The 22,990-nt window shown below is 69.0% G+C and carries 10 protein-coding genes; all 10 read right to left on the reverse strand.

From position 1 onward, the window contains the following. Position 1: 1 nt before the first annotated feature. Positions 2-391: a peptidase inhibitor family I36 protein gene (locus tag AB0J16_RS02220; protein WP_358533636.1), complete on the reverse strand. Its 390-nt coding sequence runs from the start codon at positions 389-391 to the stop codon at positions 2-4. 98 nt (positions 392-489) lie between these two features. Continuing rightward, on the reverse strand, positions 490-1,722 hold the full coding sequence (locus tag AB0J16_RS02225) for an enolase C-terminal domain-like protein (RefSeq protein ID WP_358533638.1): 1,233 nt from the start codon (positions 1,720-1,722) through the stop codon (positions 490-492). Continuing rightward, on the reverse strand, positions 1,719-4,766 hold the full coding sequence (locus tag AB0J16_RS02230; RefSeq protein WP_358533641.1) for a hypothetical protein: 3,048 nt from the start codon (positions 4,764-4,766) through the stop codon (positions 1,719-1,721). Before AB0J16_RS02230 ends, AB0J16_RS02225 begins: the two co-directional genes overlap by 4 nt. Continuing rightward, positions 4,766-5,575 (reverse strand): carbohydrate ABC transporter permease, encoded by an 810-nt coding sequence (locus AB0J16_RS02235; protein ID WP_358533646.1) that lies wholly within the window; start codon positions 5,573-5,575, stop codon positions 4,766-4,768. The genes AB0J16_RS02230 and AB0J16_RS02235 overlap by 1 nt, the downstream gene beginning before the upstream one ends. Continuing rightward, entirely contained in the window at positions 5,572-6,399 is an 828-nt protein-coding gene (locus tag AB0J16_RS02240; RefSeq protein WP_357653893.1) for a sugar ABC transporter permease, read from the reverse strand. The genes AB0J16_RS02235 and AB0J16_RS02240 overlap by 4 nt, the downstream gene beginning before the upstream one ends. An 11-nt stretch (positions 6,400-6,410) precedes the next feature. Further along, positions 6,411-7,658: an extracellular solute-binding protein gene (locus AB0J16_RS02245; protein WP_358533650.1), complete on the reverse strand. Its 1,248-nt coding sequence runs from the start codon at positions 7,656-7,658 to the stop codon at positions 6,411-6,413. A 17-nt stretch (positions 7,659-7,675) separates the two neighbouring features. Next, a complete protein-coding gene (locus AB0J16_RS02250) occupies positions 7,676-8,377 on the reverse strand; it encodes an FCD domain-containing protein (protein ID WP_358533653.1) in 702 nt (233 codons plus the stop codon). 113 nt (positions 8,378-8,490) lie between these two features. Beyond that, positions 8,491-9,507: a T3SS effector HopA1 family protein gene (locus AB0J16_RS02255; protein WP_358533656.1), complete on the reverse strand. Its 1,017-nt coding sequence runs from the start codon at positions 9,505-9,507 to the stop codon at positions 8,491-8,493. A 16-nt stretch (positions 9,508-9,523) separates the two neighbouring features. Next, complete coding sequence (locus AB0J16_RS02260; protein ID WP_358533658.1) at positions 9,524-9,883, reverse strand: hypothetical protein; 360 nt, start codon at positions 9,881-9,883, stop codon at positions 9,524-9,526. 9 nt (positions 9,884-9,892) lie between these two features. After that, positions 9,893-22,903: a hemopexin repeat-containing protein gene (locus AB0J16_RS02265; protein ID WP_358533661.1), complete on the reverse strand. Its 13,011-nt coding sequence runs from the start codon at positions 22,901-22,903 to the stop codon at positions 9,893-9,895. Positions 22,904-22,990 lie beyond the last annotated feature (87 nt).

The raw sequence follows: 22,990 nt of genomic DNA on the forward strand, positions 1-22,990 counted from the left end.
GTCAGCGACACCAGATGTCGACGGAGCTGACGCTGTCGTCGGCGAAGTAGTCGTCGCTCTCGGTCGCGATGAACGTGCTGTGCGCCCCGGTGAAGTAGGGGTGCTGCCACAGCGTGGTGCCGCAGCCGATCCGGTTCCTGAACGAGCTCGTCTCGTCGGCGATGCTGTGCCGGGTGCCGCCGTGGTCCCGGTCGAGCCAGGTGTCGTCGCTCAGGTCGGAGTCGTCGGCGACGAAGTCGCGCCAGTAGTCCTCGGTCCCCCGGTTGTAGTCGGAGCCCGCGTACAGGCAGACCCGGCCACCGGCGCACCTGCCGCTCGGTGTCGCGGACGCGCTCATGGCCGGGACGACCACGGTGCAGAGGGCCGCCACGACGCCGCTGATGAGCCGCACGATGCCTCCTTGCTCGCGTGAGTACGTGAGTACCCCCACCCTGATTCAGGGCACGGGGCAGCAGAAGCAGACTCACACGAGCAAGGACGATTCTTTTCCTATGTGCTGACTTCCAGGGATACGGTCGGGTCGGCGAAGCGTTCGTTCGGCACCTGGGCGTACCAGCCGGGCCGCCCCGGGTCCCGGTCGTAGGGGTATCCGCCCAGCTCCTGGTAGAGCTCGGCGTAGTGGGCGACCCGGTCCTTGTCGAGCCGGACGCCCAGCCCCGGCCCGGTCGGCACCGCTATGGCCCCGTCTGCGTACGAAAGCTTGCCGCCCTCGATCACGTCGTCGCGCAGCTGGTGGTAGTGGGCGTCGGCCGCGTACGTGAGGTTGGGCAGGACCGCGCCGAGATGCAGCATGGTCGCCAGCTGGATGCCCAGCTCCCCGGAGGAGTGCACGGCCACCCCGAGCTGGAAGGTCTCGCACACCCCTGCCGCCTTGACGCACGGCCGGATCCCGCCCCAGAACGTGGTGTCCAGCAGCACCACGTCGGCCGCCCGGCGCAGCACGTTGGAGGCGAGCTGCTCGAAGTTGACGACGACGGTGTTCGTCGCCAGCGGCACCCGGACCTGCTCGCGGATGGCCCTGAGCCCTTCGAGCCCCCAGACCGGATCCTCCAGGTATTCGTTGTTCAGTTCCTCGATGGCCCGCCCGAACCGCAGGCCCTCGGCCACCGACAGCACCGCGTTCGGGTCGTAGCGGAGCCGGTCGTCGGGGAAGGCCGCCGCCAGCGCCCGGTAGCACTCCAGCTCGAAGTCGGGCGGGAACACCCCGCCCTTGAGCTTGTGCACGGTGAACCCGTGGTCCGCCTTGAGCTGCCTGGTGTGCTCGACGAGCTGGTCCGGCGTGCGTACCTCGGCGTATCCCTCCGCCGCGTAGCGGAAGAACAGGTAGGAGGCGAACGGCACGGTATCGCGCAGCCGCCCGCCGAGCAGGTCGCTGGCGGGCACGCCGAGATGCTGCCCGATCAGGTCGATGCAGGCGAACTCGATGGCCGCAAGGAGCTGGGTGCGGTTGTTGTAGAGCGACGCGGTCGGGTTGGCGATCTTGAACCGCAGCGCCTCCAGCTGGAACGGATCATGCCCCTTCAGGTACGGCATGAACGCCCGGAACGCCGCCTCGGCGCTCTCCCCGCCCCCGCCCATCTCCCCCAGGCCGATCAGCCCGTTGTCGGCCTCGACCTCGACGATCGTGCGGACGAACCGGCCCCAGTGGGCGCCGTTGCTGTGCCGGAGTGGCGCCTCCAGCGGAACGGCGACCGTGGTGGCCCGGATGTCAACGATCTTCACTCGCACGTCCCCCAAATAGCGGCCACACCGCACGCGGGCAGCCGTACCTTCACCGATTCCGCCGAGACCTCCAAAGGCCGCAGCTCCCGCTCCAGACCGGCGCTCACCAGAGCGCGCCGCAGCCTCGGCAGCCGGACCGTCGCCTCGACCGGCTCGGCGGCCAGCGACTGCAGCCGGACCACGATCTCGTTGTCGCCGTTCTGCCCGAGCGAGGTGACCAGCACGTCGGGGTGGTCGACCGAGACGAACGACTTGACCGCGTCGGGCGCGCTGGTGAGCAGCGCGCCGACGAACTGGTCCGTCAGCCCGGCCGCCGCCCGCGCGCCCAGCCGTCTGCCCTCGATGCCCGGAGCCGACATGATCGAGTAGCGGAACGTGGTCTCCCCCTGCTGTTGGGCGGGGAAGTTCGTGTCCCAGATGTTGTTCAGCGCCCAGGAGTAGACCGTGCCCGGCTCCTCGTCCAGCGTCGGCGGGAACGGCGCGTACGGCATGTGGATGGTGCCCAGCTGCACCAGCGGCGCCTCCAGCGTGGCCCAGGCGACGGTCAGCTCGGGGTCCTCGAAGGCGATCCAGTGCCTGATCGGCAGCATGTACTCGGCCGAGCCCGGCACCCGAGGCACGTCCGGCCCGCCGACGCCGCCGGTCAGCTCCCAGGCCGTCGCGGGGCCCGAGGCGAACGGGAAGGCCAGGAAGACCGCCTCCTTGGCGGGCGTGCCCTGCTTGGCCAGCTGGTAGGTCAGGTCGAGCCGGGCGACGCCGTTGTGCAGCTCGATCGTGGTGCGCAGCCAGTCGACGCCCTTGCCCTGCAGCTCGACGACCAGCTTCTCGCCCACGGCGGTCCGCTGCGCCTTGACGATGGTGGCGTTCCTGCCGATCGCCCGGTCGCCGAGCAGGGTGCGGTCGTGCGCCCCGACGTGCCCGGACAGGTGGTTGAAGTGCGGGGCGGTGGCGTAGCGGTCGTAGACGTACTGGCCGAACCCGGCGGCGGCGTTGTCGTTGACCAGCTCCCGACCGGCCGCCTTGTCGAAGATCGAGCGGATGACGCCTTCGCGGACGTCGTAGCCGACCCGGTAGAACTCGTTCTCGATCACGCCGCCCAGGTCGAGCTCGACCGGCTCGGCCGCCCGGACCTCACCCCTGACGACGTCGATCCGCGCGTAGCCGTAGCCGGGAACCTCCGGCACCACGGCGTGCAGGTGCCGCCCGATCGGCCGGGTCGGCCAGTCGGCCGGGTCCACGAGCTCCTCGTGGTGCGGGATCGTCTCGCCGGTGCGCGCGTCCACGAGGGCGATCGGCACGTCCGCCGGGACCACGTCCCGGGGGAGGAAGGCGCGGACGACATCGGTCCTGCTCGCCGTACCGGGATTGAAGACGGCGAAGGACGTGAGCGCCGACGCATCGGCCACACCACTGTCGGAGAGCGCGCCGCCCCCCGAAAGCACACCGCCGTCGGAGAGCGCCGCGCCGAACCGGCGGGCGGCGGCGTGCAGCAGGTCGGCCGCGTCGTCCTGGGCGTCGTAGGCGCCCGACGACTTGCGGGTCCACTGCAGGCCGCCCGAGTCGCCCGCCTCCTCGGCGTCCTCCCAGGGGTTGGCCGCGCCCCAGGTGTGCTCGTTGAACAGCGCCACCTTGTCGTAGGCCTCGTCGATCTGCTCGGTCGCGTCGGCGCCGGCGATCGTGTGCAGCGTCTCGGCGATGCGCAGCGCGGACTGCGCCCGCCGTACGTATCCGAGGGGCCGCGCGCCGGAGCCGAGCCCGTCGGCCCACCAGTCGGTCCAGTCGCCCTCCTGTACGGCCAGGCGGTCGTGGTAGCGCTCTTCCACGTGCTCGAAGAAGTCGCTGTTGACCGCGGAGCGCAGCCGGGGGAAGGCCCACTGCTCGTTCCACCTACGCGCGATGGAGGCGGGCACGATCGAGGGTCCGGCGTTGTCGGCGTGCGCGCCCTGGACCCGCAGGTGCAGCACGTCCAGCTCGTACGGCTCACGCGGCGCGTCAGGACCTTGCCACCCGAACGTGCCGGGCCCGTAGGGGTAGCCGCGCGAGGCCAGCGCCGACAGGTAGCGCGGCAGCAGGTCGTCGGCCAGCTCGTAGGAGTCGGTGAGCCCGACCGTGTTGCCCTCCATGTACGCCATGCCGTGGGGGGTGTCGGTGAACCAGACGATCACCTCCTTGCCGCTCGGCGCCCGCCACCGGAACGGCCGGGTCAGCTTGTCGCCCCCGTGCAGGTACGGCACGGACCGCCCGGCCCAGTTGTGCGCCGCGGCGAGATAGCGCACCCCGGCGGCGTTCAGCGCGTCGATCACGCCGACGACCGCGCCGGGCACGTCGGTGTGCATGGCCGACTTGGTGGCGAAGCCGTACTTCTCCTGGAGCCGCGTGGTGAAGCGGAGCTGCCGGTAGAGCTCCTCGGTCGAGCAGGCTTCGGTGTGCAGCTGGAACGGCAGCGCGGTCACCTCGATGACGCCGGCGCGGGCCAGCGCGGCGAACTTGGCGACCTGGTCGGCGGGCCGGGCGTCGAGCCACTTCAGCGCCGGCATCGACGACTCGACCGACCACCTGAACCTGGCGTCGTCCGGCCAGGAGGCGGTCTCCTCGGCCAGCCGGAGGGCCGCGTCGAGGTAGTCGAGGTGGTGGCGGAGCACCGTGCCCTGCGGGTCGGTGTAGCCGATGTCGAGGTGGGAGTGGTGAACGACGAACACGCTCCACTTGCGCTGCGGGGTGATCGTGATCTCCGCGGAGCCGATGAGCCCGGCGTCGTCGCGCGACTCCAGGGTCAGCACGCGAGGCGCGGTCACCTCGGGCACGAGCAGCGTGACGTCGGTGCCGGAGGCGCTGTCCTCGCCCACCAGCACGTGCGTCAACGGCACGGTGCTCGTCACCCTGACCGCCTGCCGGCCGTCGTGGGTGAACAGCGGCAGCACCGCGACACGCACCTCCACGCCGCGCACGCCGATCACCGCGGTCGAGGTGTCGTTGCGCAGCGCCTGCCTGATCCCGTCGTAGTCCGGCGAGCCGAGGCTCCGCTGCAGCAACCGGCTGGTCATCAAACACTCCCTAGAGACAGGCCACGGGCGAACAGCCGCTGGGTGGCGAGGAACAGCAGGACCGTCGGCAGCGAGACCGTGAGCCCCGCCGCGAGGCCCACGGGCACCGGGGTGCCCGCGTAGACGTCGGTCATCAGTCCGGCCAGCGCGGTCATCACCGGCCGTACGTCCTCGGTCTGCGTGAGTGTCAGGCCGAAGATGAGGTCGTTCCAGATGAAGGTGAACTCGAGGATGAACACGGCCGCCAGCGCGCTGACCGACAACGGCAGGTAGATGCGCCAGAAGATCCGCCAGGTGGTGGCACCGTCCATGCGGGCCGCCTCGAAGATCGAGAACGCCACTCCACTGTAGAAGTTACGCAGCACGAAAGCGGCCAACGGCACGTTGATCGCCGTGTAGACCAGGAGCAGGCCGCCCCTGGTGTCGTACAGGCCGAGATCGCTGTAACCCACGAACAGCGGCACGAGCAGCATCTGCGACGGGAAGATCGTGCCGCCGAAGATGAGCAGGAACCACCAGAAGCCGTGCCGCAGCCGGAGCACCACGATCGTGTAGCCGGCCAGCGCCCCGATGAGCACGCCGAGCGTGGGCGAGACGATGCTGTAGAGCGCGGTGCTGGCCAGGCTGTCCGACAGGTTCGCGCTGTCGAAGGCCCGGGCGATGTTGTCGAACAGCGCGAAGCTGCCGGACGGCTGCCACGCCTTCGACGGGTCGTACGACGCCGCGGGCCGCGCGGCGTTGACGAGCAGCAGGTAGGTCGGGCCCAGCCAGATCAGGCCGAGCACGATGAGTACGGCACGCCGGATCATCGCACCTGCCTCCTGAGGTAGAGGTAGGACGCCAGCCCCGTGACCACGGTGAGCATCACCGCGACCGAGGCGCCGTAGCCGTAGTCGCTGGCCACGAACGTGTCCTTGTACATGGTCACCGCGAGCGTCTCGGAGTTGCGCCCAGGGCCACCCTGCGTCAGCACCCAGACGATGTCGAACGTCTTCAGGCTCGCCACCAGCGCCAGCCCCACCACGACCGCGGTGAGGGGCGCCATCAGCGGCCAGATGACATGCCGGAACAGCTGCCACCCGGAGGCCCCGTCGAGCCGCGCGGCCTCGATCGGCGCCTTGGGGATGGACTGCAGTCCCACCACGAACAGCAGCGTGTTGACGCCGAGCTGCTGCCAGGTCCAGACCAGCAGCATGGCGATCGTGTTGTGCGGCGCCTTCTGCAGGAAGGCGGTGTCGACGCCGAGCAGGATGTTCGCGATGCCGTCGTGCGAGAGGATCGGGCTCCAGACCATGGCCAGCCCGGCGCCGCTGAGCGCATAGGGCAGCATGAACGGCACCCGGTACCAGACGCCGCCCTTGAGGTCGTACGACAGCACCGCCACCAGCAGGCCGAGACCGACCGGCAGCGCCATCGTGCCGACCACCCAGATGAGCGTGTTGCCCAGGGCGGTGAGCAGCGCCGGGTCGTCGAGCAGCTTGCCGAAGTTACGCAGGCCGACCCACTCGGGCGGCGCGAGCCCGTCGTATTTGGTGAAGCTGAGGTACGCAGTCCACAGGAAGGGCACGTAGAGCAGCCCAGCGACCAGCAGTGCGGCAGGAGCGACATAGCCGTACCGGAAACGGCCAAGCATAGGCGCGCGCATCACTGATGCGTGCTCCAGTACTCGTCAGCGGCCTTCTGAATGGTCTCGAGCACTTCCTTGTAGGTGCCGGGCTCGGTCACGAACTTGCTGAAGCCGTCGAGCGCGGCCGTCAGGATCGGCGGTGGCGTGGCCTCGAAATAGCGGTTGACCAGGCGGTACTTGCCGCCGCCCGCGTCCTTGGTGACCTGGCCGAGCGCCTCGTCCTTGATCGTCACCTTGGGGTTGGCGCTGACGTCGCCGCGGGTCGTGGCCCACTTGTCCTGGGCGGGCTGCGTGGTCCACCACTTGAGGTATTTCTGGCCGGCCTCGGGGTCGGCCGCCTTGGTCAGCGAGCAGAGCGGGCCGCTCTCGAAGATCATCGAGGTCTTGGGGAGCGAGGCGTTCACGTTCGGGATGGCGAAGAAGCCGTAGTCGGTGCCGGCCTTCAGGTCGCGCTGGGTCATGCTGGTGTTGAACCAGGTGCCGAAGGAGACCATCGCCGCCTTGCCGTTCTTCAGCACATCGCCCGGGTCGGTTTTATCGCCTGGATTGATGAAATATCCAGCGTCGATGAGCTGCTTCCACTTCTCCATCACCTGGACCACGCCGGGGTCGGTGTACTTGGCCTTGCCCGTGGAGAGGCGGTCGTACAGGTCGGGGTCCATGCCCGCCATGAGCTGCTCGAACCAGACGAAGGAGAACAGCACGCTGGTGTGGTAGAAGGCTTTGACGTTGTTCTTCTTGAGGGTTTCGGCCACCTTGACCAGCTCGTCCCACGTGGTGGGTGGCTGCAGGCCGTACTTGTCGAAGACCTTCTTGTTGTAGAACATCCCCCAGTAGGCGACGTTCATCGGCACGCAGTACTGCTTGCCGTCCACCGTGTAATAGGGGGCCAGGTCCTGCGACAGGTCGCCGGCCTTGATCGCCTCCTGCCAGATGGCCGAGGTGTCGGCCACCTGCTTCTGCTTGACGATCTCTTCCAGCATCCCGCCGGTCTGCCAGGTGAAGAGGTCGGGTTTGACGTTCGTACGGAACGACGCCTTGATGAAGGCCTGATACTGGGCCGAATCGGTGTAGCCGACCGGCTTCATGCCTAAGCTGATCTGCTGCTTCGACAGAGCGCCCATCTCGTCGAAGTATTTGCTCCAGGCGCCCTTGTCGTTGTAGAGCGACAGTTCGGACTTCTTCTGCGGCGCCTCGGTATTGCCGCCACAGGCGGCGAGAAAGAGAGCTGCCACGCCGAGCGTGACAACGCGTGACCGGATCATGCCCCGGCCTCCTTGTTTCATTTGGGGGGGTCTTGCAACCTCTGCTCTATTACGGTCTTGACGTCCACCAGGTGAGCTCGCATGCGCTCCTCGGCCGCCGCTGCGTCACGCGCCTCGATGGCCTCCAGGATCGCCACGTGCTCGTCGTAGTCACGGCGCCGGTCGTCGAAGAGCTGCAGGATCTCCCGCTGCTCGGGACCGTGGACGGTCAGCAGCGAGTCGACCACCTCGTGCAGCACGCTGTTGCCCGCCAGCCGGGCCGTCGCCCGGTGGAAGGTCATGTTGGTGTCGTGCAGCTCGGCGTCCTGGCCGCGCAGGTGCCTGGCGGCGGCCTCGAGCACGCGCTGGAGCGCGACCAGCTCCTCGCCGGTCGCGCGGGCCGCGGCCATCGCGGCCAGCGGCGGCTCGATGACGATGCGCGCGCCGAGCAACTCAAGCAGCTGGGCGGCGTGCATCTCCCGCATGTTGGGGTTGGGGAGCACGAGCCGCTCGATGTCGGCGCCGACGTAGATGCCGGACCCGTGCCGCATCTCGATGGCCCCGGTGGCCTCGAGTCTGCGCAGCGCCTCACGCAGCGTCGGGGTGGTGACGGCGAAGCGCTGGGAGAGCTCCCGCGTCGAGGGCAGCCTGTCTCCCGGTCGGTGCCCACCTGTACGGATGAGCTCCAGCATGCGCTCGGTCAGAGCGTCGGAAAGGCTGGGCCGCGTTACCTCGGACATATCAAGTCATCTAATCACTTTTCCTCATGGTCGTCTATGAGGAGATTAGCTTTGAGTAAAAAACCTCAGGTCGCCGCCTGGCGAGGTACTCGCACAGGCGGCGACCAGCGGCCTCAGGGCGTCTTGGCCACGACGTGCCGGTGCGGCTTCGCGGGATCTATACGCTCACGCTGGAACGCGTTGTCCACCAGCGTGGCGAACGCGGCCTCATTGGGCACCGCGTCGTTGTTCTTTATGACGTCATCGATGACGTTCGCCCGGGTCTCGGTGAAGCTGTTGTCCAATTTCTGAACGAAGTACTTCGGCTCCTCCGACCAGGCGACTCCGGGGGTGACGAAGGAGTAGAAGGGGGCGAACTTCGAGTCCCGCTCCCCCTCGGGGACCGCCGTCTCGATGGCCGAGACGAGCTGCTTACCGACGTCGTCGTCGGCGGCATTCGGGTCCTTGAGCGCGTAATAGACGACCAGCTTGTCGTATTTGACGGATTTTTGGGTGTCCGCTCTGCTGGACAGGAACACCTTGAACGACCTGAAGAACGGGCCGACGTTGCCGTCCTTGAACAACGGGACGAGACCGCGCACCGCCTTCAGCGCGGCCGCCTGGTTCTTCACGTTGACGATGAGACGCCGGGCGCGGTTCCCCAGGGTTTGCGCCTTCTGTGCGCTGGGCAGCGGGTGAGCCTCGTTGATCAGGTGGAAGTAGTCGCCGGCCCGTAGTCCCCTCCAGTTGTCCGACGCGCTCTGCGCCTCCACCTTGTAGTCGCCCTGCCGCTCACCGTCGAGCAGACTTTGGAAGTCCCGGTTGCCGATCGGCGTGTTCAGGTAGCCGGGCGGGCCCTCACCCATGAAGGAGTACATGCGCTTGACCACGTGCTGAGGGCGTCTGCGGCCGGCGCTGTTGTAGTACTCCCGGTAGGCCTTGGCGAGGAAGTTCCGGTTGATGACGGCGTCACTCGGGCGGCGGGCCGGGGCCGGGGCCGAGTGCGCGGGCTGGGATCCGGCATTCGCGATCACCGCCGCGCGCTTGGTCTTGCTCACCGACTTGACGACGCCGTGCGAGGCACCGGAAACGCCCGGAGTGGTAGAACGCTTGTTCTTCTTCTTCTTTTTCTTGAGCGTGTTCTTCGGCATCGACCGTCTCCGGGGGTCAGGGCGTCTTGACGAGGTGGGTGTGCGGCGCGGCCGGGTTCACGCCCTCGTCCGTGAAGGCCGCGTTCACCAGGTCGATGAACGCCTCCGCGCTGCCCACCTTGTCGTTGTGCTCTATGACGTCCGCGATGATGTCGCGGCGGTTGCTGGTGAAGCTGCCTGGCTGCTGCTTCTCCGACGGCGGATTCACCGGCGCCTTGGGCTGCGGGGCGAGGGGCGAGAGCTCGACCAGCGAGTCCGACCGCTTGGGCTTGGTCAGCACGATCGTGCCGGCCAGCCCTTTCGCGGTGGCGACCGGCGGCGACTGGCGCGTCTTCTTCCGGGTCGTTGCCTTCTTGAGCTTGCTCCATAGCGACATGCCCGCCCCCTACTGAACGCTCGCCCGGTACGTGAGCACCAGGCCGAGGTTGGTGAGAGCCGCCTTGTCACCCTCCAGGACCAGCACCCACGGGTTCCCGCCGACGCTGAGACCGGGGGTGCGCAGGAGCTTGCCGTCAGCGAGCGCGAGCCTCTTGTCGCCGTTGAGCAGGAAGCGCACCGAACCGCGCCCGGCCAGCTCGTACCTGGGATAGACGCCGGTGATCTGGCGCCCGCTCATGGCGGGGAACAGCGCCGGCGTGAACGGCAGGACGAGCTGGTCGTCCTCGCCCTCCTGGAACTGCGCCCACTCGTCGGGGAACTCGCTCGCCACGTCGAAGTAGCGGGCCGACGCGTACGGCTTGAGCATGCCCTTGACCGCGTTGGCGAATACCTCCCCGCCCTGGTCCGCGCTGTACTTGACGGTCACGACCACGTCGCTCAGACCGGCCGGAGCCGGGCCAGACAGCTGCAGCCGCCACCGCGAGACCGCCCCCGTGCCCTCGAACGGCAGGTAACGGTCGTCGTCCAGGCGCAGCTCGAACAGCCCGTTGTTCTCCTTGTACTCCTCGATGTCCGACAGCGCGATCTGCTGGCCGGAGCGCCAGTCCGGGCGCAGCGTGTCGGGCGGCGCGCCCTTCGGATCGAGCAGGAACTTGACCGCCTTCGGGTCGGCCGCCAGGACGGTCTTGCTGTCGAGCTGCGTCAGCGTCGCGTAGACGCCGAGCGGCCCGTCCGCACCCAGGAAGGAGACCGACAGCGTCCGGATCCGGCGCCGGAAGTGCCCGGGGAAGTCCCGGTCGAACAGCGCCTCAGTCAGCGCGAACTCGCAGCGCCTCTCGCCACGCAGGGCCAGCAGGGCGAGCGGGTCCAGGCCCAGCAGCGAGACCTTCTTGGTGATCTCCATCCCGCGGCTGTCGGTGTCGACGTACGCCTTGCCCAGCCGTTCCAGGTCGAAGCCGAGGCTGTCGCCGGCCAGCAGACCGTTGCGCCGGCTCTCCCAGTACCTCGGCTGGATGTAGCCGCCGTCGCCGTTGCTCTCGCCCCGCTCGAACTGGTAGGCCCGCTCGGCGGACCGCGCCATCTCGTACGCCAGGTTGTAGGTCTGGAAGTACAGCCCGGACATCCGCCCGGCCATCCAGTGGTAGAGCTCGGCGCCCGCGAACTTGTCCTTCATGAACGCGGCCACCGCCTCCTGGTTGGCGATGTCCTGCGTGACGACGGCGAGCTCGCGCTGGGCGATCGTCAGCTGGTGCTGGGCGCTGGTCAGCTGGTGGCCGAGCTGGGTCACGTCGCTCTTGGCCATGTTGAGCTGGAGATCCCAGTCCTGCGCCGTGCGCTCCTGCTCCGACCGCACGCCGATCAGCTCGCCGAGGGTGCTGTATCCCTCGGCCAGCGTGGAGGAGACGTCGGCCACCTTGTCGAGGGCGTTGCCGACCTGCTCGCCGCCGAAGCCCGTACCGAAGATGAACGGGCCGAGCAGTGCCTGCGGCACGCCCAGGGCGATCGAGGCGGCGATCTTCAGGCCGCCCGCGACGAAGTGCGCGTCGGAGCCGCTCTTCATCCGGGCCAGCTGCTCGACCTGGAGCGCGGAGAGCCCGTCGGCGATCAGCTTCTCGTAGTGCTGGACCCGCGCCGTCGCGCCGTCCCTGCTCGCCTCCAGCTCGGCCAGGTTCTCCTCGGCGACCTTGATCTGCGCCTCCTTGATGCCGCGCGTCAGGGCGAGGATCGTGCCCTCCTGCCGGTTCTGCAGCAGGGCGAGCTCCTCCACGTCGCGCCGCTCCAGCACGTTGAGCAGGTCGTTGCCGAACTGCCGTACCTTGTCGGCGAGGTCCTGGGCCTTCCTGAAGACGAAGGCGAACCGGTAGTACGGCACCGGAGCCGCCATCCCCTGCGTGAGCTGGTCGAGCGAGGCACCGGACGCGGCGCCCTTGACCAGCGCCATGACATCGGCGGGCGGCTCGAACAGCGGCAGCGGCCGGCTGACGCCCATGATGTCGAGCGACTGCCGGATCTTGCGCAGCCGGTCCTCGACGCGGGACCAGTACTCAAAGAAGACGCTGTTCTCGGGCACGTAGAAGTACGGGCTCGCGACGCTCCTGTGCACCTCCCCGGGTCCCTCCAGCAGCGCTCCCCCGGCGGTCAGCGCCTTCAGCTCGTCGTCCAGCTCGTCCAGCTCCGCCAGCGGGAGGTACCGGAGGTCCTCGTAGGTCAGCGCGGCCGACAGCGGGCGCGGGCCGAGGACGTCCGGCCGCTCCCCCAGCAGGTCGTAGGCGAAGATGTAGAGCATCCTGGCCTCGTCGACGCTCTCGGCCGTGTACTGGCGGAAGAGTAGGTCACCCCAGTCGAGCAGGTTGTCGATGTAGGCCATCACCACGGCCCGGCGGTAGGCGGACGGGCGCAGCTCGGCGATCGCGTGCGGGTCGAACGGATCGTCCATGTACGCCTTGATCAACTTCCCACGGTCGCCCATGAGGTCGTACTGCCGCCGGAGCCAGGCGATCATTGCGATCCGCTCCCGCAGGCCGGACGTCCCCGGCAGGGCCTTCAGCGTGGTCTCGATGTCCTTCAGCCCCATGTCCTTAAGCTCGGTGCCCGCGAGGCCGGCCAGGAAGTCCTTGTCCTCCTGGGAGAGCTCGCCGGCCTGCTCGAACGCCGGGGCCAGCGTCGCCAGCCGGGCAAGGATCGGTTCGAGTGCGGTCGCGACGTCCGAGCCGTCGAGGCCCAGCCCGGCCAGGTCGGCGCGGCAGCTGTCGACCAGCGCTCGCAGGTCGACCGCCAGGAACGGCAGGAACCGCCAGTACCTCACCCGCTCCGTCGGGTCGAAGACGTACTCGTACCAGATCCGCGCGTCCTCGAAGCGCTGGGCGTTGTTCAGCGCCTGCGCGATGAGCAGCGGGGCGTGGAAGAAGATCTCCCAGTAGTAGATGCCGTTGGCGCTCTGGAAGTCCAGGTGCGAGCTGGACGGCGTCCCGGCCACCTGCGGCCGCACCTTGATCGTGGTCGCGTCGGAGTCGTCGAAGCTGAAGGCGGGCAGCTCGTCGGTCTCCTGCGTCTCGGGGGCCAGCAGCGCCGCGACGCCGCCGGTCAGCAGCTCCTTGTTCAGCCGGTAGGCCGTGCTCGACGTCAGCCGGACGATCTCGTGCGGCAGCCCGGCGAACTCGTACGGCCGCTGGGCCGTCGGCTCCGAGGAGTAGACGACGTAGTCGGCGCCGAGGAACAGGTAGAGCTTGGCGCCGTCGAGCACGCCGGTGAACTCGGTTTGGAAGCCTTCGGGCAGGCCGCCCCAGTTGCCGGCGACCGGCCGGTAGGCCAGCTGTCCCGTCGGCTCCTGCCCCGCCTCCAGGAGCGCGTACTCGCTCGTGCCGAGCACGTAGCGCTGCCGGTTGCGCTGGATCACGGCCTTGACCTGGCTCTTCAGCTGCTTGGGGTAGCCGTCGTCGACGTAGTCGGGGACGGTTCCGTCCTTGGGGAGCGTGTAGCGGACCAGCTCCATGCCGCTGGTCAGGTAGAGCTTGTCGCCGTCCACGTACGCGGCGTCGACGGCCTCGGTCGTGCCTATGGTCGTGGGTATGCGGCCCAGCTCCCTGGTCGGGGAGGTCCGGCCGTCCGGGGTGAGGTAGGTGCCCGCCGTGTTGTCGAAGAAGTAGGGGCCGTCGTCGTAGGAGAACGCCGCGTCTACAGGACCGCTCTGGGGCAGGCCCTCGGTGTTCTCGCTCAACGGCTGCGGGCCGTCGTCGGGCGTCTTGCCGCTGAAGCGGATGTAGGTGTCACCCGCGAAGAAGTAGACGCGGTCGCGGTGGGCGAGGGCCGAGTCCGCCACGAAGTCCTTGGGCAGCTCCCAGCGAGAGCTGATCGGCTTCAGTTCGGTCGGGTTTGTGGAGTCGACATACCGCTTCGCCGCGAAGGAGAGGAAGTACTCCGTGCCGTCGAGCGTGAACGCGGCATCCACCTTGGTCCAATGCGGCAGATTGTCGGGGTTGGTGTTGAGCGGCTTCGGGTATCCGGTGTCGGGCGCCCCGAACGGTGGGCCCGAATAGCGGTAGTACTCGGCGCCGGAGAAGACGTAGATGTGTCCGCCTCGCACCAGCACGGCGTCGACGACGCCGGACCTGAGCAGGCCAGTGCCGACGATCCCCCACCGCTCCTTGATGGAGGCCAGCTTCTCGGTGCCGAGCTTGAAGCGCTTGCCCGCGTTGTCGAAGAAGCATCGTCTGCCGTCGGGCAGCTCGAACGCGGCGTCGATCCGCTTCCACTTCGGCAGCCCGTCCGGGTTGCTCCCCAGCGGGAGCAGCGGCTCCGCCCCACTCGGCGCGGTGACCGGCCGGCACAGGAAGCTGCCGCCCTTGTGGTCGACGCTCAGCCACGGCCGGTCCAGGGTCCCGGCCGGCATGTTGAACCGGACGGCACCGGGCTCGTCCACGGGGCTGGTGTCGGGCTCGGCGAAGATCTTGTCCAGCCGGATGGCGCGCGGGGGCTCCGCCACGCCTTCGGCGTTGACCGCGTACAGCTCGGGCGTGAGCGCGAACGCCGACCTGACCCCGGCGGCGTCGGAGCAGGTGACGATGATCGAGTCGTGCAGGCCGTCCGGCCCGCCGGGGACGGTCCTCGACGCCTGCACGTAGAGCCGGACGCCGGTGATCTGCTTCGCCTGGGCGCCGTCGGCGGCCAGCAACTGCGCGGCACCCCATTCCCCGTTCAGGTTGAGGAAGGAGTAGTAGATCTTGACGCGGTACATCGGCGGCGGGGTCTTGACGTTCTGGGTGTCGCCGGTCCTCGTGGCATCGATGGTCGTGTCGGACGTGACCACGACCGGGACCGTCTCCACGACCGTCCAGAACACGAACACGCGGCCGAAGGCGTGCACGGGGTAGACCCGGTCGGCGTCGATCTGGACGTCCACCTTGAGCCACGGCTCCCAGGTGGCGGAGAGGTTCACGCCGTCCCTGAACTCCGCGCCCCGGTAGTAGTAGCGGCGCGGCGCGGTCCGCGTCCGGCCGAACAGGACCAGGCGCCGGGTGCCCTCGTCGGCCCCGTCCTCGGGGTAGACGTACCCACCGGCGATGGCCAGCCGGGAGACCTCCGTGTACTCGTCCAGATACCTCTTGTAGACCCGTTGTACGGTCTCCGGTGTGATCTCGCCCTGCAGCAGGTCGCTCTCCAACGCCTGGAACGCGGGCGTCTTGTCGGAGCGCAGCTCGGGGCGCAGGTAGTTCTCGGGATAGAGGAAGACCTTCCTGTTGGCCTCCCAGAGCCGGTAGTTCTTCAGCCAGCCCCACCAGGTCTTCAGCCGCCGTCTGACCTCGTCCTCGTCGCGGCCCGGCGGGAGCGCGACCTCCTCCAGGTCGAGGAGGTAGCGGTGCACGAAGAGCTGCGTGGCCGCGATGGCCTCCCTGACGCGCGAGGTCCGGCCGGCGGCGCCCATGTCCGCGTCGATCAGGAACTTCTCGTACAGGTCGCGGGTGGACCTGAAGCCGTCCAGCCGGATGATCGCCGACGGGGCGAGGGCGTCGCGCTTGAGCAGGTTCAGCTCGTCGTGGATCTGGCCCGACAGGGTGACCCAGTCCGCTGGACCGCACGTCCGTTCGAGCAGGCCGGACAGGGCGGTGTTGGCGGCCTCGGGGGCCGGGGTCGCGCCGAAGACGCGGGACCAGACGTCGGTGTAGATCGTCGACGGCCCCGCGTCGAACTTGTCGGCGGCCGCGAACACGTCGACCAGCTTCAGCACGAACTCGATCTCGAAGCGGTCCTCCTCCGGCGTGCCGGGCGTCAGCAGGGCGGCGTTGCGCTTGGCCCACCGCAGCTCGTCGGCGTCCCAGCCGAACAGGTCCGCCAGGTAGCGGTACGGATCCTCGACGGCCGCCGGTCCGTTCAGCAGGAACGCGGCCAGGCCGTCGGGACGCGACCGGGCCAGTTCGACGAACCTGACGATGGTGTGCAGATCGCTCAGCCGGTAGTCGGCGCTGTCCGACCACCGGTGCTTGATCGGCTGCGGGAAGGTACGGTCCACGGTGTCGTAGGCGCCCGAGTAACGGACGTACTCGTCGTCCCTGAGCAGGTACGTCCGGCCCTCGAAGACGAAGGCGCCGTCGGGCCCCGTCTCCTCGAAGGCGGCAGGCAGGTCGCCCCAGTCGTCTTTGACGGTCCGGGGATAGCCGGTGGCGACGTATTCGAGGTCGTTGGGCTGGTATCGGATGTACTGCCCCTGCTTGAAGGCGTACAGCTCGCCAGTCGGCGCGGCGAAGGCGGCCTCGATGCCCGGCCCGTCGGCGAACGCGTTGCGCACCTTGCCCCACAGGCTGTTGACCGGCTGATCCGGCTCGGCCCGGTCGGCACGCAGGTATCGGGGGCCCTTGAACAGGTATGTCCCGCCGTCGAGCCCCCGGAAGGCAGCGTCGAGCCCGTCGGCGAACGCGTCGGGCAGGTTCGGCAGGTCCAGGTCCTGGCTGAGCGAGCCGTCGATCGTGCGCGGGTAGCCGTCGTCCACGTAGCGATAATCCGTGTTGGTGTAGCGGACGTACTGGTCACCGGAGAACAGGAACGTGTGCGGGCCCCTGACCAGCGCCGCGTCGACCTTCTGCCGCTCCACGAGCGTGTTGCGCACGCCGCCGAGCAGCCCGAGGTCGTAGTCGGCCTCGGCCGTCACGGAGACGACGTGGCAGGCGCCGCCCACGAACAGGTACAGGTTGCGCCGGTTGGCGAGCACCGCGTCCAGCGGCCGGTCCGTCACCGCGTCCTCGAACGCCTCGGGCAGGCGGGCGAACGCCTCCTCCTGACGCAGGTTCCCGATGATCTTCTTCGGGTAGCCGGGGTCCACGTAGCGGTAATCAACGTTGGTGTAGCGGACGTACTGATCGCCCGAGAACAGGAACGTGGTCTGGCCCCCGTACACGCAGGCGGCGTCGACCGTGGTGAAGGGGTGCAGCGCGCGGCCCCACCGCTCGCGGATCGGGGCGAGCGGCGAGAAGGCGTGGTCGGCGTAGCGGGCGTAGCTCTCCCGGAAGAAGAAGTACGTCGCGCCGTCGGGCGCGGTGAACGCGGTCCTGAGGGCGTCGCCCGGCTCCAGGCCGCGGCCGAAGTCCCGCCAGATCCGCTCGGTCGGCCGCGGGTAGGACCACCGCCCGGTCGCCTCGTCGAACTGGACGCACCGCTCGCCGTACAGCAGGAGCATGGTGCCGCCCTCGAACAGCACCGCGTCGGGCACCGCGGCGCTCTCTTCGCCGGGAACCTCCCAGAAGCCGGCGTCCGTGACCATGGGGTAGCCGTCGTCGGGCTGCCGGTAGTCCTCCCCCGAATAGAGGAGGTAGCGCAGCATGCCGTCGTCGTCCGGGTGCTCGAAGACGTAGGTCCTGCCGTCGCGCACGTAGGCGAGCGCCACCCCGGTCAGCCCGGCCCAGTGGTCGGCGATGGGCAGCGGGTCCCCGTCGATCGTGTCGCTGGTGCCGGTGTAGGTGACGAACTGATCGCCGCTGAACAGGTAGGTCTTCCCGTCCACCCCGGTGAACGCCGCATCCACCGCGTTGTCCTGATAAATCGTGTTACGGGGTCGGCCCCACTCCTCCGTGAGCGGGTACGCCCGGTTCAGCCGGGTGTTGAAGCAGTTCGGCCCCTTGAACAGGTACGTGGTGCCGTCGGCGCCCTCCAGGACGGCGTCCAGGCCGGTCCTGAACTCCTCCGGGACCGGGCGCAGCGTCCGCGGCCGGACCGGCGTCGCCGAGACGGTCGTCCCCTCGATCGCCGACAGCCGCCGCCACCCGTGCGGCCCCTCGACCAGCACCGCGCCGTCCTCCACGAAGGCGCAGCTCACCGGCGCGAGATCGTCGTAGCTCCGGTACAGCTCGCTGGAGACGACGTGGCACCGCGCCCCTCTGAACAGGTAGACGTTGCGCCGATCGGCGAAGGCCGCGTCCACCCCGTCGAGCGTGACGCTCAGGTTGCCCAGCCGCGGCTCCCGGTGCAGGTCCGCGAGGGCACGCGGGTAACCCTCCTGCACGGTGGTGTAGTCGTACCCCTCGTAGCGCACGTACTGGTTCCCGGAGAACAGGTACGTGTACGTACGCGTCACCTCGACGCCCTCGACCAGCTCCGTCGCGTCCATGACCAGCGTGGCGTCGACCCGCCCGGTCCTGGCCAGGTTGCTGATCACGTTGCCCCAGAACGCCGGGACACTCGCGGGATAGCGGTCGTCGACCCTGGTGTAGTCGCGGGTGGAGTAGCGGGCGTACTGGTCGCCCGAGAACACGTACGTCCGGCCGTCCTTGCCGATGAAGGCGGCGTCGACCCTGGTGAAGGGGATGCTGTCCCAGTGCTCCCGCAGCGTGCGGGGCTCGGACCACCAGCGGTGCCGGTGGTCGAAGACCACGAAACGCTCGCCCGAGAAAAGGTACGTCTGACCGTCCCCGGCGCTGAAGACCGCGTCGATCGTGGTGAAGGCGGGGTCGTCCGCCAGCGCGGCGGGCAGATTCCACCAGTTGTCGGCGACCGGCTTGGGGTAGCCGACGTCCGGCGTGGCGTAGTCCCTGGTCGAGTAGCGGACGTAGAAGTGGCCCGCGTCGGCCTGCACCCGGATCCGCTTGGCCTCGCGGACGAGGGTGACGTCGATCCGCTGCTCGGTGACGACATGCCAGTCGGTGGTCGTGCCACTGACACTCACGCCTTCCGCGAAGGTCAGTCCGTGCTCCATGAACCGCCGCCGCAGCGCGGGCGACAGGCGGCCGGCGTTCAGCTCGTTCTCCTGCTCCAGCGGCACGTCGAAGAGCTCGCCGCCCGCGCCGAACAGGTACGTCTTGCCGTCCATGACGAACGAGGCGCCCACCTCGCGCAGCCCGCCCCAGTCGGCGGAGATCGCGCGCGGGTAACCGAGGTCCACGACGGAGTAGTCGGCGCCGGAGTATCTGAGGTATCTCCCGCCGCTGAACAGGTAGGTCTTCCCGTCCAGCCCAGTGAACGCGGCGTCGACCGTACCGCTGGGCAGTACGGGGGCCTGCACGCCCCAGCGCTCGGCCGTCGGGACGGCGGCGCCGTCTCCCTTGGCCGTCCGGCCGTCCTTGAACAGGTGGACGGCCCCGTCCCAGTCGGCCAAGGCCGCCTCGACGCCCGACTCGAACTGCCCGGGGATGCTGGGATAGTCCGACTCGATGCGCCGCGGGTAGCCGTCGTCCACGCGAACGCCGTCGTTCTCGATGCTGCCGGAGTAGCGGATCACCTGGTTGCCGGCGAAGAGGTGGACGCCGCTCGCGTCGGCGTAGGCCGCGTCCACGCGTTCGGCGCCGTCGAAGACGTTGCGGACCCGGCCCCACCGGTCGGCGATCGCCTCCTCCGTGCCCCCTACCGCTAGGTAACGCTGTCCTGTGAAGAGGTGGATCCCGCCGTCGCGGTCCTGGAAGGAGGCGTCGACCGACTTCTTGAACGCCTTGGGCAGCGGGGTGTCGTGGCCCTCCCCCTGCCACCATTCGTCGATGCCGCGCGGGTAGCCCTCGTCGACCACCGTGTAATCGGGGGTGGTGTAGCGGATGTACTGGTCGCCGGAGAAGAGGTAGGTCTTGCCGTCTTCATCCACGAACGCGCTGTCGATCCGCTGGGGGTCGTCGAAGTTGTTCCTGACCTTGCCCCAGACCTGCTCCTTCGCCGCCCAGCGGGTGCCGCCGCGCTCCCTGACGAAGGCGTGTGAGACGCCGTCGCCGCCGTGGCCGATGATCCACTCGCTGCCGTCGGGGTGCGCGAACGCGGCGTCCACACCGGTCATTCCGGTGAACCGGGTCGACAGCTCGATGAGCTGTTTCGGCCGCGGGTCGGCCAGCGCGTACGTGGCCTTCGCGTAAGTCCAGTAGCCGCCCTCGCCGAACAGGTAGATGTTGCCGTCGGAGCTGTCCAGCACGGCGTCGAACCGGTCGAGCCCCGGCGGGAGCGCCAGCGGCTCGGGGTACTTGCCGACCAGGTCCTGGTCCTGGAAGGACACGGTGACCTCGGTGGGGTCCAGGCCGAGCTTGGCCGCGAGCAGCGCGAAGCGCCGGATCCGCCGGTAGGCCTGCCGGAAGTGCGGATCCGGCGGCACGGCCGTGACCTCGCCGCTCTCCTCGGCCGCTATGAGGGCCGGCGCGGCCAGCACGTCGAGCGCCTCCTGGACGCCGCCGGTCACCGCGCCGCAGATCGCCTCGACGGTCGCCGCGGGCACGCCGAACGCGTCGGCGAGCACCGACCATAACGCCGCCCGCTGCTGCTCGGCCCGCCGCTCCAGCGTGTCCGTGATCTCGTCCACCGCTGCGGCGAGCTCCTTGGCCACGGGGTGCAGCAGGAAGAACAGCTCCTTGGCGTAGTCCTCCACGCCGGGCACCGTGAAGTCGAGCGCGTTGGTCGCGGCGCGGAAGTAGTCGAGCCGGTCCTCGGGCACGGCCAGCGCCTCGTCGAGATGCCCGGCCGCGACGAGCACGCTCACCAGGTCGGCCCGCTCCCCGTCGTCGAAGCCCAGCTCGGTGACCGCCTGAAGGTCGAGCCGGTACGGCTGCTCGTCCTTCAGGACCTCCGCGATCCGGCCGGCGACGATCACCTGCTCGGCGGGCCGGAACCCGTCCCCCAGGTCCACCTCAACGCTCTCGTCGAGCACCCGGCCCTCTCGGAGGTAGGGGCCTTCGAGGGCGTCGATCACCCGCTGGGCGATCGCGTCGTCGGCGACGTCCACGAAGTCGTCGGGCGTGAAGGCGTACGTCTCCTTCTGGAACGCCGCGATCTGCTCCTTCATCGCGTCGAGAATGGCCCGGCGGCGCGGATAGAACTCCAGCGCCAGCCCGAAGTCATCCAGCCGCAGCCCGGCCAGCGCGACCTTGTCGAGGTAGCCGCCGTCCTCGTCGAGGTAGCCGTTGAAGCGCAGGCCGGCCAGCAGCGCCGCCTCGTCCACCCCCAGCTCGGCGAAGATCTCGGGGTCGAGCGTGAGCGGCTCCCGCCTGAACCGGTCGACCCGGTCGAGCAGCTCGGCCAGTACGCCCGGCGCGACGTCGTCGAGATCCGCGTTGACCATGAACCGCCCGGCGTTCGCCTCGTCCGCGAAGAAGCCGGGGTCGATGACGTCGCCCTCGCTGTCGAGGTAGCCGTTGAAGACGAGGTTGTCGTACAGCTCGGCCTGCTGCTCCTCCCGCAGGTTGCCGAGGGAGGCCAGGTCGGAGGGGAAGAAGGACGCGGTGCCGTTGCCGAGACTGTTGATCAGCTTGAACAGCGGCTCGGCGAACGAGCCGTAGTCCCTCGCCAGCCGCAGCTCCGCCACCGTCTTCGGCAGCCCGTCGGCGACGAGCGCGCCGTCACTCTGAAGGCGGCCGGCGAAGACCAGGTTGGCGAAGATCTTCGCCGTCAGCCGCTCGTCCAGCCCCAGGTCGACGAAGTCCTCCTTGACGATCAGCCCGAGGTCGGTGACGGCGTCGTAGGCCGCCTGCCGCGCCTTGGTCCGGTCGAGGCGGAGCAGGCGCTCGTCCCGGGCGGAGACCACGCCGTCGTCGTAGGCGGTCAGGACGTCGTGGAGCACCTGGGACGCCCGTTCGCCGAACCGGCGCGACACGAACAGCTCGGGGCTCATCGCGACCGACTCGAACCGCCGGTTGACCCCGTCGAGCACGGCCACCTGGTCGTCGTCGGCCGGTGTCCCCCCGCCGAGGATGTCGGCCAGCTCCTGTGCGCTGAACCCGCCGTCCTGCATCCAGCGCCCGACGGCGAGCAGCGTCTGCGCCAGCCACAGGCTCGACGCCACGTCCGAGCCCTCAAGGATCCGGTAGCAGTCGCGGGTCCGCGGCTCCGTACCGCCGAGAATCGGGAAGGTCGTGTACCGCTGCAGCGACGGATCGCTCTCCAGCACCTCCAGCAGGTCGAACAGCTCGCCGACGGACAGGCCGAGCGCCGCGACGAGCCGCCCGGCCCGTTGCAGCAGCGCGATCGCGGACAGCCCGATCTCTCCCCGGTCGAACGGGCTCGGCTCCAGCGCGGCGTACCTGTCGCGGTAGCGCAGGACGATGTCGACGATGTCGTTCTCGGCCGTCTCGATGGAACGTGCCAAACGGCGACGGTACTCCTTGTTATGTGTTGCCAGGATGTCCCCGGACACCTCGGGCAGATCCTCGAGCTCGGCCGGTTCGATCGGCACGGCCAGGCCGCACACCCCGTCGACGGTCAGCTCGTAGCCCTTCTGGAGGAACACGATCACGGCGATGGTGCGCAGCGCGGCCGCGTCCAGCTGGTTGTCGCAGCAGGTGGTGAGCACCCGGTCGAGGTCGGTCATGCTCAGACCGGTCTTGCGGGCCAGCCGGACGAACCTGTTGACCCGCTCGAACCACACGAACCCGGCACCGACCAGTCGCCGGCCGTCTATGGCCGTAGGGGCCTCATTTCCCCCATTGACGAAGAACTTGGCGGGCGGCCGTTGCGGATCATCGCCCTGGTAGACCAGCTCGCGTACCTCGACCGTGGTCAGCCCGGTCGCCCGCCTGAACCGCTCGACGTCCTCGAGCGCGCTGAGCGGCTCCTCCGCGCCGAGCCCGTAGTCGGCTCTGAGCTGCTCTTCAGAGGTGACCGGTACGGTCACGACCTGGACATCCTCGGCCGAGAGCGCGAGAGACAGCCGCGCGACCACGTCGGGATCCACGTCGGGGGCGAAGAGCCGGTAGAACTCCTCGGGCGCGACCTTGAGCTGGCGCAGGTACATCTTGAACTGCTCGGCCAGCAGGGAGAACGGCATCCCGAACGGGTGGCGGGCCGCGCGCAGCGTCTCGTACGGGTCGCTCCCGACGACCGTCTCCAGCACCTCGTTGACGATGTCGAGGTAGGGCGACTCGGTGAACGTGTGCTCGGCGTCGAGCGGGATCCTGGCCAGATCGGGCCGCCGCGCCAGCAGGTCGGGGTCCCGGAAGACGCCTTCCAGGAGCCGGAGCAGGTCTACGAGATAGGCGGCCGGTGAGTAGACCGACCGGGCCTCGTCGCCCTCGTAGAAGTCGAGTTCGCCGAAGAGCTGCTCATAGCTGGGTAACGCGTCGTCCCTGCGCAATGTGATCCCCCCTAATTGGATCCCCGTGTGTGCCGACTCATGTTCGCCTAGCCACGGGGAGAGGAATACTGGCCGCCGGGGTAACTG

This window comes from Nonomuraea sp. NPDC049750, from assembly GCF_040659625.1.
Taxonomy (GTDB): Bacteria; Actinomycetota; Actinomycetes; order Streptosporangiales; family Streptosporangiaceae; genus Nonomuraea.